At 58.8% G+C, this 12891-nt stretch carries 12 protein-coding genes; 10 read left to right on the top strand and 2 right to left on the bottom strand.

Features of this window, described 5'->3' with window-relative positions:
* Positions 1-63: 63 nt before the first annotated feature.
* Positions 64-573: an RNA polymerase sigma factor gene (locus OK142_RS21100; protein ID WP_313607675.1), complete on the bottom strand. Its 510-nt coding sequence runs from the start codon at positions 571-573 to the stop codon at positions 64-66.
* 253 nt (positions 574-826) lie between these two features.
* Between OK142_RS21100 and OK142_RS21095 the strand changes: the two genes are divergently transcribed.
* The 6 genes from OK142_RS21095 (at position 827) to OK142_RS21070 (ending at position 7220) form a co-directional block, all read left to right on the top strand.
* The gene (locus tag OK142_RS21095; protein WP_498684968.1) at positions 827-1807 is read left to right on the top strand and encodes a 3'-5' exonuclease; all 981 of its coding nucleotides are present in this window, start codon (positions 827-829) and stop codon (positions 1805-1807) included.
* 213 nt (positions 1808-2020) lie between these two features.
* Positions 2021-3106 (top strand): ABC transporter ATP-binding protein, encoded by a 1086-nt coding sequence (locus tag OK142_RS21090; RefSeq protein ID WP_498684966.1) that lies wholly within the window; start codon positions 2021-2023, stop codon positions 3104-3106.
* A 30-nt stretch (positions 3107-3136) separates the two neighbouring features.
* Positions 3137-4426 (top strand): ABC transporter substrate-binding protein, encoded by a 1290-nt coding sequence (locus OK142_RS21085; RefSeq protein ID WP_082185933.1) that lies wholly within the window; start codon positions 3137-3139, stop codon positions 4424-4426.
* Between the two features lie 238 nt (positions 4427-4664).
* Entirely contained in the window at positions 4665-5576 is a 912-nt protein-coding gene (locus tag OK142_RS21080) for an ABC transporter permease (RefSeq protein ID WP_498685065.1), read from the top strand.
* A gap of 4 nt (positions 5577-5580) precedes the next feature.
* The gene (locus OK142_RS21075) at positions 5581-6399 is read left to right on the top strand and encodes an ABC transporter permease (RefSeq protein ID WP_498684965.1); all 819 of its coding nucleotides are present in this window, start codon (positions 5581-5583) and stop codon (positions 6397-6399) included.
* Between the two features lie 11 nt (positions 6400-6410).
* Entirely contained in the window at positions 6411-7220 is an 810-nt protein-coding gene (locus OK142_RS21070; protein WP_498684962.1) for an aspartate/glutamate racemase family protein, read from the top strand.
* Here OK142_RS21070 and OK142_RS21065 read toward each other — a convergent pair.
* Positions 7175-7987, bottom strand: a complete 813-nt coding sequence (locus OK142_RS21065; protein ID WP_498684960.1) for a hypothetical protein — start codon at positions 7985-7987, stop codon at positions 7175-7177. The two genes, OK142_RS21070 and OK142_RS21065, sit on opposite strands and share 46 nt — an antisense overlap.
* Before the next feature lie 592 nt (positions 7988-8579).
* Between OK142_RS21065 and OK142_RS21060 the strand changes: the two genes are divergently transcribed.
* From OK142_RS21060 to OK142_RS21045, 4 genes are all read left to right on the top strand, one after another.
* Positions 8580-9479 (top strand): hypothetical protein, encoded by a 900-nt coding sequence (locus OK142_RS21060; protein WP_498684959.1) that lies wholly within the window; start codon positions 8580-8582, stop codon positions 9477-9479.
* Between the two features lie 50 nt (positions 9480-9529).
* Positions 9530-11398 (top strand): tyrosyl-tRNA deacylase, encoded by a 1869-nt coding sequence (locus tag OK142_RS21055; RefSeq protein ID WP_498684957.1) that lies wholly within the window; start codon positions 9530-9532, stop codon positions 11396-11398.
* Between the two features lie 231 nt (positions 11399-11629).
* Positions 11630-12172, top strand: coding sequence for a hypothetical protein (locus OK142_RS21050; protein ID WP_082185939.1), 543 nt, complete (start codon positions 11630-11632; stop codon positions 12170-12172).
* Between the two features lie 132 nt (positions 12173-12304).
* Entirely contained in the window at positions 12305-12787 is a 483-nt protein-coding gene (locus OK142_RS21045) for a hypothetical protein (protein ID WP_498684956.1), read from the top strand.
* Positions 12788-12891: the final 104 nt, after the last annotated feature.

Raw genomic sequence — 12891 nt, 5'->3', positions numbered from 1 at the left:
TTGGTGCAGGAATTTCACATGAACCTCATTAGCTCTAACGATTGGCAACCGGAAATCCGAAAATTATCTGCGCCGCTCATGTCCCATTTTCTCCATGCAGTAATTGATCGCCCGGTTGATTTCCATTTCCACCGTGCGGGTCGAGACATGGAATTCCTCGGCTATCTCGGCATGGGGGCGAAACTCCAGCCGGGCTGCGACAAGCATTTTTCGCTGGCGATCCGGCAATTCGCCGATGACGCGCATGAGTTCCCGGACCTGGTCGCGATCGATCACCTGCTGGTCCGGTCCCGGCCGTTCGTCGCGAATTGAAAGGGCATCCTCGATCTGTTCGGTCGTTGCGCGGTGCTTGCGGCCGCGCCCGTGATCGATTGCAAGCGACCTTGCAATCCGCTTGAGATAGGGCACGGGGGCTTCGGACGCATTCGAACTGTTCCTCGCCAGCTTGATCCAGGCTTCGTGGGCAAGATCCTCGGCATCCTCCCGGGAACCCGTCATCCGCGTCAGATATCGCTTGATGTCCGACTGCGTTTTCAGGAATGCCGAAAGGAATTTGTCGTCGCGTTGCGTCATGACCGACCTGAGGATTGCGTTTGAGGCGATACCCCGCACGGCGACTCATTTCAATACTTAACTAGAATAATCATGTTAAAATGGTTTTGCTGATTGCCGTGGTGCTGCGCCCTTGACCGTGCTTTGGCCATGCCCTTCCAGCAGATGTGACCCGGTTTCTGTGGATGACGGTAACCGCTGTTGTGACGTTAAGCCTCTGCGCATATGCTGGACTACTCAATCTCGATTTCCGGCCAAGGCGGACAGGACCATAATGACCTCCCAGTTGGATTTTTTCGCTCCCGCAGCCGCGCGGCTTCCAAAGGCCGAAAAAGAGCGAAAAGCGGCTGGACGGGAAACGACACAGAAGACGGTTCCTGACGATGAGGCTCTGGCCGGATATCTCGAATCCACCGGCAACTACCGTATCCTGCGCAGGCTGCAGCCCCGCGCGGTCATCGAGCGGCCGCGGCCGGGTTTCCCCCGCCGAGGCGTGATCCTCGATACCGAGACGACCGGCCTTGATCATCGAACCGGTGAGATCATCGAAATCGGCGTCATCGCCTTCTCATTCGACGATCAGGGGATGATCGGCGATGTCACCGGCATCTATGGCGGTCTGCGACAGCCGGGCGTTGCCATTCCCGAAGAGATCACGCGCCTGACAGGTATTACCGATGACATGGTTGCCGGACAGGCAATAGACATCGACCGGCTGACCTCCCTAGTCACAGATGCTGATCTGATCATTGCCCACAATGCCGGCTTCGACCGTCCCTTTTGCGAAACCTTCTCACCGATCTTCCGCGACAAGGCCTGGGCCTGTTCCGTAAAGGAGATAGACTGGCGGGCGCGGGGCTTTGAAGGCACCAAGCTTGGATATCTGATTGGACAATCCGGTTATTTCCACGATGGCCACCGCGCCGTCGACGATTGTTTTGCGCTGCTGGAAGTGCTGGAACAGGAGCGGCCCGGACAAACAGGAACGCCATTTTCGGAACTCCATGAGGCAAGCCGGCTGTCGCGGGTCCGCATTTACGCGGAAAACAGCCCGTTTGACATGAAGGATCACCTGAAAAAGCGCGGCTACCGCTGGTCGGACGGTTCCGACGGCCGGCCTAAATCCTGGTGGGTGGAACTGCCGGAGGAAAGGCTCGAAGAAGAGCTGCATTTCCTCCGGACTGAAATCTACCGCTGGGATGCCGATCCGACGGTCAAATATCTGACGGCGTTCGATCGGTTCAAGGCCGGTTAGGACCGCTGCTGCTTGGCGTATGTCGATTAGCCTCGCCGCGTAAATCTCCCGGCAAGATCGCATACAATTTCTACAGTCAATCGAAAACAATCGCTGCAAATTTGAGCAGCCGAGCGGTCGGGTCCGCAAGCCGTTCTGAAATCGCCTTTTAGATCAATGGCAAAGCGGATTGGCACGTCTCCTGCATGACAAGGTTGTCGCAGGAGAGTGTTCATGAGCAAAGCCGCAGCAATCGACATCGCTTCCGTTTCCAAGATCTACGGCAACACCACTGCCGTGCATGCGATAAGTCTCAAGATTCCGGCGGGAAGCTATTGCTGCCTGCTGGGCCCCTCCGGCTGCGGAAAGACCTCGACGCTGCGAATGATTGCCGGCCATGAAAGCATTTCCAGCGGCGATGTCCGGCTGGGCAATGTGGTGGTCACCGATCTGCCGCCCGCCCGGCGCGGTACGGCGATGATGTTCCAGTCCTATGCGCTGTTTCCGCATCTCGATCTCATCGACAATGTCGCCTTCAGCCTCAAGATGAAGGGGGTGGACAAGGAGACGCGTCGCGCAAAGGCGCTCGATATGCTGCGGCTGATGCAGCTCGAACCCTATGCGAGCCGACGCCCGGCCCAGCTTTCCGGCGGCCAGCAGCAGCGTGTGGCGCTGGCGCGCGCCTTGATCACCGATCCCGAGGCATTGTTGCTGGACGAGCCGCTGTCGGCGCTCGATCCTTTTCTCAAAATCCGCATGCGCGCCGAGTTGAAGAAGCTGCAGACCTCGCTTGGCATCACCTTCGTTCACGTGACGCACAGCCAGGAAGAGGCCATGGCGCTGGCAGATGTCATCGTCGTCATGAATGACGGCCGCATCGAGCAGGCGGCGACGCCACGCGAGGTGTTTGAGCGCCCGGCCACCGCTTTCGTCGCCCGTTTCATGGGCGATCACAATGTCATTTCCGGGCGTTTCAAACAGAAGGCCGGCGAGTTCGTCACGCTGGAGGTGGCTGGCGGCGGCGCATTCACGGCCAGCGGCACCGCCCCTCATGATGGCGCGGTCGATATCGCCATCCGCACCGACCGCGTGTGCGTGGGGGAGGCGGATCAGCCGGGCTTCGGTTTTACCGGCATCGTCTCGAATGTCGAATATCGCGGTGCGAGCGTGAAGATCGCCGTCAGCGGCGCGGGTATCGAGGATTTCAACGTCATCCTCAGCGATGCCGCCTTTTTTGAAAAGCCGGTCAGGACCGGCGACGCCATACCGCTTTCATGGAATGCGGCCGATGCCATCGTGCTCGGCCGGGTAGAGAAGTGACCCCAATAATAACCAGAGGAGAACTTTGAAATGACCGATACCTCCAAGATCAAGACCGGCCTTTCCCGCCGTGGCCTTCTCAAGGCGGGTGCTGCCGCCACGGGTGCGGCGATCGGCTCCGGCCTCATCACCGGCTTCCCGACCATCTGGGCGCAGAACCCGATCACCATCCGCCAGTTCGGCACCGGCGTTTCGAACCTCAATGCCATTGCCGAAAAGTGCAAGGCCGATCTGGGCATCACGCTCGAAATGACGGCTACGGATTCCGATGCCGCCGCCCAGCGCGCCGTGACCCAGCCGAATTCCTACGACATTGCCGATATCGAATACTGGATCCTGAAGAAGGTCTATCCGGCGGGCGTCATCCAGCCCATGGAAATCAAGAAGCTGAAATATTACGACAAGATCGTGCCGCTATTCAAAAACGGCAAGCTGAAGCCGGATAGTGTCGTGGCGCAGGGCACCGCCCCGCACACCGTCGGTTTCGTCGAAAAGCCCGGCGACAAGACGTTCGCCAAGGGCGAGACCGATTATTTCACAATGGTTCCAACGATCTACAATGCCGATACGCTCGGCATTCGCCCCGATCTGGTCGGCCGCGACATCACCAGCTGGGCCGATATCATGGACCCCAAGTTCAAGGGCAAGACCTCCATCCTCAACATTCCCTCCATCGGCATCATGGATGCGGCGATGATCATGGAGGCCATGGGCAACATCAAATATGCCGACAAGGGCAACATGACCAAGGAGGAGATCGACAAGACCATCGACTTCCTCATCAAGGCGAAGAAGGACGGCCAGTTCCGCGCCTTCTGGAAGAGCTTCGATGAAAGCGTGAACCTCATGTCATCAGGCGAAGTCATCATCCAGTCCATGTGGTCGCCGGCCGTCGCCGCGGTCCGCTCCAAGGGTATCGCCTGCAAATACCAGCCGCTGAAGGAAGGTTATCGCTCCTGGGGCGGCGGTCTTGGGCTTGCCAAGCACCTTTCGGGCGCAAAACTCGATGCGGCCTATGAATATATTAACTGGTACACGTCCGGCTGGGTCGGCGCTTATCTCAACCGTCAGGGCTATTACTCTGCCGCCATGGAAACGGCAAAAGAGCATATGTCCGCCGACGAGTGGGGTTACTGGGTCGAAGGCAAACCGGCGCAGGGCGACATCATCGCCCCGGACGGCAAGGTCATGGAAAAGGCGGGCGCCGTGCGCGACGGCGGATCCTTCGAGGAGCGCATGGGCAAGGTCGCCTGCTGGAACTCGGTGATGGACGAGGATCGCTACATGGTCCGCCGCTGGAACGAATTCATCGCGGCCTGATGTAAAAGACGGGACTGGTGGCGGCTTGTCGTCACCGGTCCTGAAAGCGGCAGACGCCCAAACCTCTCCTCCGTCATCCTCGGGCTTGACCCGAGGATCTAAAGAACCACCACATCGGACGTGGTTAGATCCTCGGGTCAAGCCCGAGGATGACGCTGAGAGTGCGGAGGACTTGTCAACATGCTCGCTGGCGGCCTTCGCCGCCGGTGCATCTCCAAATTCAGCGAAAGGCTTCATGATGGTGACGGTCAGACTCATCGGCGTCAGCGACAAAAAGGACAGGCCGTCCCGCAGCTTCGTGCTGCCGCAAAAGCTCGTGTCCTATATTCAGGCCACGCCGCTTTTCCTGATCCTCGGCTTCTTTCTGCTTCTGCCGATCGTCATGATCGCCGTCGTCAGCTTCTGGGACTATGACTTTGCCCAGATGTATCCCGATTTCGTAACCTTCAATTATCTGGAAACGCTCGGTTCCTGGGTCACCTGGCAGACCTATCTCAACACGCTGAAATATGCCGCCATCGTCTGGGCCATCACGCTGTTCTGCGGTTTCTGGGTCGCTTATTTTCTCGCTTTTCACATCCGCACAACCACCATGCAGATGGTGCTCTTCCTCATCTGCACCGTGCCGTTCCTGACGTCGAACATCATCCGCATGATTTCGTGGATACCCGTTCTAGGGCGCAACGGGCTGGTCAACAGCACGCTGGTCAGCGCCGGCATCGTGCCCGCGCCGATTGAGTGGCTGCTTTATTCGGATTTCGCCGTGGTGCTGGCCATGGTGCATCTTTATACGCTGTTCATGGTCACGCCGATCTTCAATACGCTGATGCGCATCGACAAAGCGCTGATTGAAGCGGCGCGTGACGCCGGTGCAACGGGCTGGCAGACACTCTGGAACGTCATCATTCCCCTTGCCAAACCCGGCATGGCCATCGGCAGCATCTTTGTCGTGACGCTGGTGATGGCGGATTTTTCGACGGTTCAGGTCATGTCCGGCGGGCAAAGCGCTTCCGTGGCGCTGATGATGAAGAACCAGATGTCGCTGCTGCAATATCCGGCGGCCGCCGCAAACGCCGTCATTCTGCTCATTCTCGTTCTGCTGATGGTCGCGGGCATCCTGCGCATCGTTGACATTCGCAAGGAGCTCTAATCCCATGCATCAGGAAAAACGCGGCCGCGAATTTTACATCCTCGCCTTCTTTTTCGCCCTCTTCGTGCTGTTCCTTTACGGCCCGCTGTCGGCCATCCTCATCCTCGCTTTTCAGGGACCGAATGGCGGACTGACCTTTCCGCTGAACGGTGTTTCGCTGCACTGGTTCGCCAATCTCTTCGAACAGCAGGCGGTCGGTGATTTCGGCGGCTCGTTCCGCCGCTCCTTCGGGCTTGGCCTGATGGTCATGATCGTCACCGTCATCGTTTCGCTTCTGGCCGGCCTTGCCTTCCGGCGAAAATTCATCGGCGCGACGCCTTTGTTTTATCTTTCGGTTGCCAGCCTCGTGGTGCCGTCGATTATAATATCGCTTGGCATTGGCGTTCTTTTCCAACAGCTTGGGCTGGAGCCCTCATGGTATACATCAGCTTTCGGCGCCCATCTCACCTGGACGCTGCCATTTGGGGTGCTCATCATGCTGGCCGTGTTCAACCGCTTCTCGCCATCCTATGAGGAGGCAGCCCGTGACCTTGGCGCGTCCTCCTGGCAAACATTTGCCCATGTGGTGCTGCCGATGATCGCGCCGAGCCTGATCGGCGTCGGCCTGTTCGGTTTCACGCTCTCCTATGACGAGTTCGCCCGCACGCTGATGACATCGGGCACCTACAATACCCTGCCGCTGGAAATTTACGGCATGACCACCAATGTCACGACGCCGGTGCTTTATGCGCTTGGCGCCGTCACGACCCTGTTCTCCTTCCTGGTGATTGCGGGCACGCTCGGCCTGATCGTCACCCTGAACCGCCGCCATTTGCGTGGATGAAAAAACACACCATGCGCATCCTCGTCATCAACCCGAACACGACGCAATCCATGACCGAGACGATCGCCGATGCGGCGGTGCGTGTATCCAATCCGGGAACGGAAATCCTGGCCGTCACCTCATCCATGGGGCCTGTCTCCATCGAGGGATATTATGACGAGGTTTTCGCCGTACCCGGCCTGCTCCTGGAGATTGCAAAGGCTCCGGCGCTCGGTGCGGATGCCGCCATCATTGCCTGTTTCGATGATACGGGGCTCGATGCGGCCCGTGCACTTGCCGATATACCGGTCATCGGCATTTGCGAGGCGGCGGTTTCCGCCACCGCCTTCATCGCACAAAGGTTCACCATCGTGACAACGATGGAACGCTCACGACTGCCGCTCGAACACCTCGTCCATCGTTACGGCATGTCTTCCCGCTGCAATGTCCGTGCCGCCGATATTCCGGTCCTGTCATTGGAAGAGCCCGGCTCGAATGCCCGCGAAAGGCTGCGCGAAGAGATTTCGCTGGCGCTGAAGAATGACCGCGCGGAGGCGATCGTGCTCGGCTGTGCCGGCATGGCCGACCTTACCGCCGAATTGCGCAGCGAATTCGGCGTGCCCGTCATCGATGGCGTCGCCGCCGCCGTCAAGCAGGCGGAAGCGCTGGTGGCCATGGGGCTTTCGACGGCCAAACGCGGCGCTTATGCCACGCCGGTCCTCAAGCCCTATCGCGGATTGCTGGAAACATTCCAGCCGGACAGAATGGTTGCTTCCTCAGGGAGCCATGGAGACCGTCACGGTTTGGAACTCGCCGACCATAAAACAACGAAGGCGAGCTGATAGGCCAGATCGCGTTGCACATTTCGCAATGTCTGATCGCCGAGAACTATTCTGGAGCCGTTTCTCCGCAGGAAATTCAGTCGCTCTGCCCTCGCCAGCAGCGCCGTGACGTGGGCGCGGCTGATACCGTAGGCGCGTGCTGCCGCCTTGCGGGAAAACTCGCAGCCCGTTGTATCAAATGCGCTGGTTTTGGTGGCAACTACAAGGTCCAGCAGGATGGGAAATCCGGGCGCGTGCCCCATAAACATCCGTGTTTCCTCCGAGACTGGATGCAGTTCGTCCGTCTGCCTCAAAAGCCAGCTCACTCCCTCGATAAGAGCGCTTGCTCCGGCCGACATCATCCCGGGCGTCTCCGCCCTATGTTCGACCCAGGGGGAGGCTGCCGCGAGATAGGCCGTTGCCAGCGTCTGCACCGCGAGAACCAGCCAGCCATTCAACGACCATGGGCGCTCGCGGTTATCGTGGCTCGGCGGATGCCGCTGTGCCGTGCCCTCAAGCTCAAGCCAGTCGATCAACGCCCGTGTCCTGCGGCTGGAGACCCACCCTCTCGGGACGACGATCGCCTGAACCGCGGCCAGTGTGAACTGTCGGCCATGGATAGACCCCAGCCCGAGAGCGCACACAACGGTGGCGAATGCGCCGAAATCGCCGATCGCACGAACAAGGCGTCGTTCCCGCTGAAACACGATCGATATCTGCGCGCAAAGGTGGGTGACCGCCTCATCAAAAGCCTCGTCGTTCAGAATCCGGTTCGCAAGTGGGGTCAACCTCTCGAGAAGCATGTCCGGCGGCGGCCGAACGGAATTCCCCTGCGGGAGCGGTTTTGAAACTTGCGAAATCTCTCTTCGAGATGCCTTTCTCCCGTAGGCTTCTAGGTCGTCACTACTTTATGGCGAAATCCAAGGCGTGAGTTTCATGCGCCGGCTACGCCCATTCATTGAAGGCGGGACAGCCCAGAATTTGCGGTCATGGGGATATGTGCAATTTGTTGCACTCCCCCGCCGTCTCATTGAACGGTATTAAAAAATACTCTCATAAATTGAATGTTAAAGGGCGCGTTAAAATATGTGTTCTTTTGAAACGGTTTATGAAAGTCGCGCTAACGAGAATGTTATCGCCTGTTTTTATTGCCTATTTTTATATGTCCATGGATGCGAAATCTTTCGTTGGGTATCTGGAAACACAATCTTTGATGGTTGTTTTTTGGGGCTTGACGAAGTTGCAGAGGATGCATCCCGGGCCAGCTGACATCCAGATGTTTCTACCGGGTTCATGGCGCGGTCGGCAGCGATGCCGAGCGGCCACCGGCTTCGCAATGCCTTTTTATCCACCCCCCAATTCTCCAAGGAGGATGAAGCGATGCAACTTCGACATGTTATTTTTGCCGGCCTCGTCGCAATCGCGGCGCAGTTCGATTTGCCGGCGATGCGCTATGTGGCACCTGCCGATGCGGCCACCCTGTCTGCCGAGCAGCTGGCCGTCTTTCAATCGAAACTGGAGCAGGCGGAAGCAAGCCGGGAGCTGCTCGGCCGTCGATCCGTGTGCCTGATGGAGCATCTGACGGCGCAGCAGCAGCTCAGCGCCGACCGCGAAAAGGCGCTGGGGCAGGCCAAGTATCTGCAGATCGAGCTGGAACGGCAGGTGGTGCAGTCCGAAAGCAGCGTGAAGGGCTACGAGGATCTCGTTCGATCCGAGAGCGAGAACGTCAGGGCGCGTCAGGCCACCTTCGAAAAAGCCCGAAGGGAAAGGGACGAGCAGGCCAAGAGAGTAAGAATATGCAGCGGGGTCCTCTTCTTCCTGCCGGGCATTTGCCAGGCCGGTGACGCCGCGGTGAAGGCGTTTGGCTGGATGAACGACGCGGAGAGGGAATACCGCACCGCGCTGCCGCGGCTGGACAATGCCCGGTCGGCTCTTGAAGGCGTGCGCAACCAGCTCGACAACAATCGCCGCCAGCTTGCGGCGGCAAAACAGAGCCACGCGGAAAACGAGAATGCGGTGAAAACTCTGGAAGAGCAGATCACCCGGCTCAAAGCGGCGATTTCCACCATCAATGTCAAGGTGCAGGACTTTAACACTCAGGTCGGCAACTTCACCAATGCTCTCAAGGAAGCGCGCGAGGTCAATCCTGACGACGCGAAAATACGTCAGGTCAACCGGCTGTCCGCCGAGATCGACGGCCTGACCAGCGACGTGCCGCAGTTCATTTCCTCCACCGAGGCCGGACTGCCTGATGACGCGAAGAAGCAGTGCGGATCGTAAACGATCAACCCCATGACTCTCCATAACCACCCATCCACAGGAGCATGAAAATGAACAATGTCGTTAATCTCGAAAGCCGGGAAGCCAAACTGAACAGCGCGATCGACGCCGATGTCGAGGCGATCGTGTCGAAGCCGGAATTCAGCCTTCCCAAAGCGGATACGGCGCTCGTCCGGTATTATGTCGACAAGATCCAGGGAACCTATGATGTCGATCGCGCCAAGCGTGACACGGACAATGCGATCGACCTGCTCTACATCGCCTACAACACCACGCCGCAGGAAGAAGGCAAAATCCGCGGCCGCATCAGCGCCATCATGGACAGCCTGATAAGGGCGCAGCAGAACAGTGAAATCACCATGAGACATGCGATGGATATTGCCAATCGCGTCCGCATTTCAGTCGACGATCTTTTCCCGGAGTGGCTGGACGTCCGCGAGGGAAATGACCAAAGCGAGATCAAGGCCTTCGTCTCCAACGATTTGATCAAGCTCGCGAAAAGCATCCGCGACAAGGCGTTGGAAGTGCGGGACGATCTCCTTAAGGTCGCCTCCACCTATGACGACATCATCAAGGCAACGGCGCAGATCACCGATGCCAGCGAAATGGTGTTGAGCAAGCGTCTGGAAGACAAGGCGACGATGGAGCGGGAGATCCGCGAGGCCGACGCGCGTCGTCAGCAGCTTGAAGCGCTTGTGAATGATCTGAAGGCGCAGGTTGCGGAGTTCGAAAAGAAGGCCCGCGAATATGAAAAGCGGGCCAATACGGCCGAGGAGCGTGCTTTTATCATGTCGATCGTCCGGGTCGGCGCACAGATGATTTCAAGCGCCATCCCCGCAATCGCCATGGTGGCGGGCGGCCCGGCCTCCATGCTGGCCTCTTCGGTCGGCGGCGCGCTTCAAGGACAGTCCAGGGGTGGCCAGGATGCCGACGGGCAGGGGCAGGGCGGCGGCTCGCGCACACCGACAACCGGCGGCGGAAAGGCGGATGGGGCAGCCACCCAGAGCAAGCTTTCCGAGCAGAAGGCAGAACTGCGCAAGAGCGAGGAAAAACGCGATAGCTTGAAGACGGACATCAAATCGCTGGAGGACAGCAGGTCGGCGCTGGCGAAAGACGCCGATGGCGCTGACCCGAAATCGAGCAAGGCCGTGGAACTTGCCGAACTCGATAAACGCCTGACCGCCCGCGCTGCGGAACTGAAAGCGCAGGAGGAAAAGATTGCAGGTCAGCAGACCCTGATTTCCAGCCTGCAGGCTTCACTCGACGCGCTCGACAAGGGGCTCGGCAAGCTCACCGACGAGCAGCAGCAACAGGCCGCAAGCCTGCGCGACATGCAGATGAAGATGATCGACAAGGCGGAAGCCTATGAGAACGAACGCCGCACCCAGGCCGCCGAACTCATAAAGATCAACGCTCTGCTCAAGGGGAAACAGGCCGAGGACGACAAGATCAAGCTTGCGGTCCAATCCCTCAATGTCAGCATTACGGCGCTGAAACGCATGAAGGAAATCATTGAAGAAATCGCCTTTTTCTTCAAAAGCTTCGCCGATTTCATGCAGGCCGTGGCCGACGATGCCGAGCACCAGATCAAGGCGATCGACAATGTGGCCGAACTGGAGGTCATCCGCAAGAACCGCCTCGCCCAGCTCGTCCGCTCCGTCAACGAGTTCTTCGTCAGGCAGACCGGCCAATGGTATGCGGTCGCGACCGTCAGCGACAGGTTCAACCGCAGCTTTGCGGATGGATGGTCGAAGCTCAACAAGCTGCAGGGGAAATATCTCACCGGCACTGATCTCACGAACTATATGGCGGAAGCCTCGGAAAAGGTCTCGGCCATCGTCGCCGAACGCGAGGCCGCGGCGGACGCAAAAATCGCGTCGCTGCAGGCCTATCGCCAGGATCTGAGCAAAACCGGCTGATCCTGTTCGCGACTGCATTTCCTGTCCCGGCCGGGCAGGAAGCGTATCCGTGGTCTTAAGCGGTACTCGTCCCCTCCGGAAGATCACGGGCAGTGTCCTGCCGGCGCATATGCCGGCAGGACGGCCAGCCTCACCGAAACCTCAACACCCACCCTGTGAAACATCAAAGCGGGTATCCGGTCGCCATCGAAGCGCAATCCGTGCCCCGTCATTTTCAAGAAGGAGAAGACCATGCCAACAGTCAACAACCCTCCCGCCTTGATCGCCCAGGCGACCGCCGCCTGGTGCTTTGCCGCTGTCGAACAGATGGTACGGGCCTATTACGGGCTCGGCCCAGCCACACAATACGAGATTGCGCGGCGCAATACCGCAGCGCTCGCGACCGTCGATCCGCAGGTTCAGGAGCGCTGGGAGCTGGCGCAGGTTCTGGATCAGTCCGCCAGCATCAATGAACTGGGCGGCGCCAATCCGAACAGCAATATCGTCAAGCTGGTTTCCAGCCAGTGGAATGCCTTCGATCACACGACGACCGGCGGCCACTTTGTCGACGGCCTGACGGCCGATATCGCCAGACGCGAAATCGATAACAACCGCGTCTTCGTCATCGGCACGCATATCCATTACTACCTCGTCTATGGCTACACCGTGAATGGCAAGGATCTGGATCTTCATATCCTCGATCCATGGCCGGCCGGACAGGGCGGCACCAGAACACGCATCGGCCTGCGGGAATTCCTGGAAATGCCAGCCCGCGTCGCCATCATCTTCGGCTAAGCGGCAAGCCGACCACCTTTCCATCTGTCGCCGGAGATATCCCGGCACCCAGATCAACCCACAAATCCCGCCAACCGACCCTGCACATCAATGTCCGGGAACAGGTGGCTCATGCTCAAAAAGGAGATAAAAATGCCAATTCTCAGCAGTTTCGTGGTCAAGCATATCCGGCCCTTCGGTGAAGCGGGCTACGATGCCTTCGGCAATGACCAGACCATCGAGTTCCTCTCAAGCCTTGGGCTCGATATGGACGATATCGCTGGTATCTTCGCCGCATGGCGCCGGGCGGCCCTGGCCGATCCCGTGGGTGAGAGCAATCTTCTCGTTGAGGCGGCAAATGCGCTGGCGCAGGCGCGATGGGAGAACCTCTATGAGACCGAGATGAGCACGGTGCTGTTCCTCGACGATGTTCAGCTTGAATCCCTCAGCCACCTCGCACCGGGGGCGAACCGGAATTTTTCGTGGCGATCCCCGACCCCCATCGCCGCCGCGGTGACCATTCACAGCGGCAGCAACAGGCATCACATCATCTGGGATGCCACGGGTTTCTCCGGCGGTACCGATGAAAATGGCTGGATTTCGCACTTCGCCGCATTGTTGCCGACCGAGCGATAGGCCCTTCGCCGGATAATTGCCAAAGACGCCGGAGAGTGAGCGCGACTTTCCGGTGTCGACCCAGCCAGCCCCTTCATATCCCTGTCGTAATAGTGTCTGATACC

The sequence above is a fragment of the Agrobacterium sp. BT-220-3 genome (assembly GCF_025910175.1).
Taxonomy (GTDB): domain Bacteria; phylum Pseudomonadota; class Alphaproteobacteria; order Rhizobiales; family Rhizobiaceae; genus Agrobacterium; species Agrobacterium oryzihabitans.
The sequence above is the reverse complement of the archived record's forward strand: the minus strand, read 5'-3'. Positions and strand labels throughout refer to the sequence as shown.

Excerpts from the sequence above, each read along its gene's own strand:
- OK142_RS21100 (WP_313607675.1), bottom strand. The coding sequence starts at position 573 with ATGACGCAACGCGACGACAAATTCCTTTCGGCATTCCTGAAAACGCAG.
- OK142_RS21095 (WP_498684968.1), top strand. The coding sequence starts at position 827 with ATGACCTCCCAGTTGGATTTTTTCGCTCCCGCAGCCGCGCGGCTTCCA.
- OK142_RS21090 (WP_498684966.1), top strand. The coding sequence starts at position 2,021 with ATGAGCAAAGCCGCAGCAATCGACATCGCTTCCGTTTCCAAGATCTAC.
- OK142_RS21085 (WP_082185933.1), top strand. The coding sequence starts at position 3,137 with ATGACCGATACCTCCAAGATCAAGACCGGCCTTTCCCGCCGTGGCCTT.
- OK142_RS21080 (WP_498685065.1), top strand. The coding sequence starts at position 4,665 with ATGGTGACGGTCAGACTCATCGGCGTCAGCGACAAAAAGGACAGGCCG.
- OK142_RS21075 (WP_498684965.1), top strand. The coding sequence starts at position 5,581 with ATGCATCAGGAAAAACGCGGCCGCGAATTTTACATCCTCGCCTTCTTT.
- OK142_RS21070 (WP_498684962.1), top strand. The coding sequence starts at position 6,411 with ATGCGCATCCTCGTCATCAACCCGAACACGACGCAATCCATGACCGAG.
- OK142_RS21060 (WP_498684959.1), top strand. The coding sequence starts at position 8,580 with ATGCAACTTCGACATGTTATTTTTGCCGGCCTCGTCGCAATCGCGGCG.
- OK142_RS21055 (WP_498684957.1), top strand. The coding sequence starts at position 9,530 with ATGAACAATGTCGTTAATCTCGAAAGCCGGGAAGCCAAACTGAACAGC.
- OK142_RS21050 (WP_082185939.1), top strand. The coding sequence starts at position 11,630 with ATGCCAACAGTCAACAACCCTCCCGCCTTGATCGCCCAGGCGACCGCC.
- OK142_RS21045 (WP_498684956.1), top strand. The coding sequence starts at position 12,305 with ATGCCAATTCTCAGCAGTTTCGTGGTCAAGCATATCCGGCCCTTCGGT.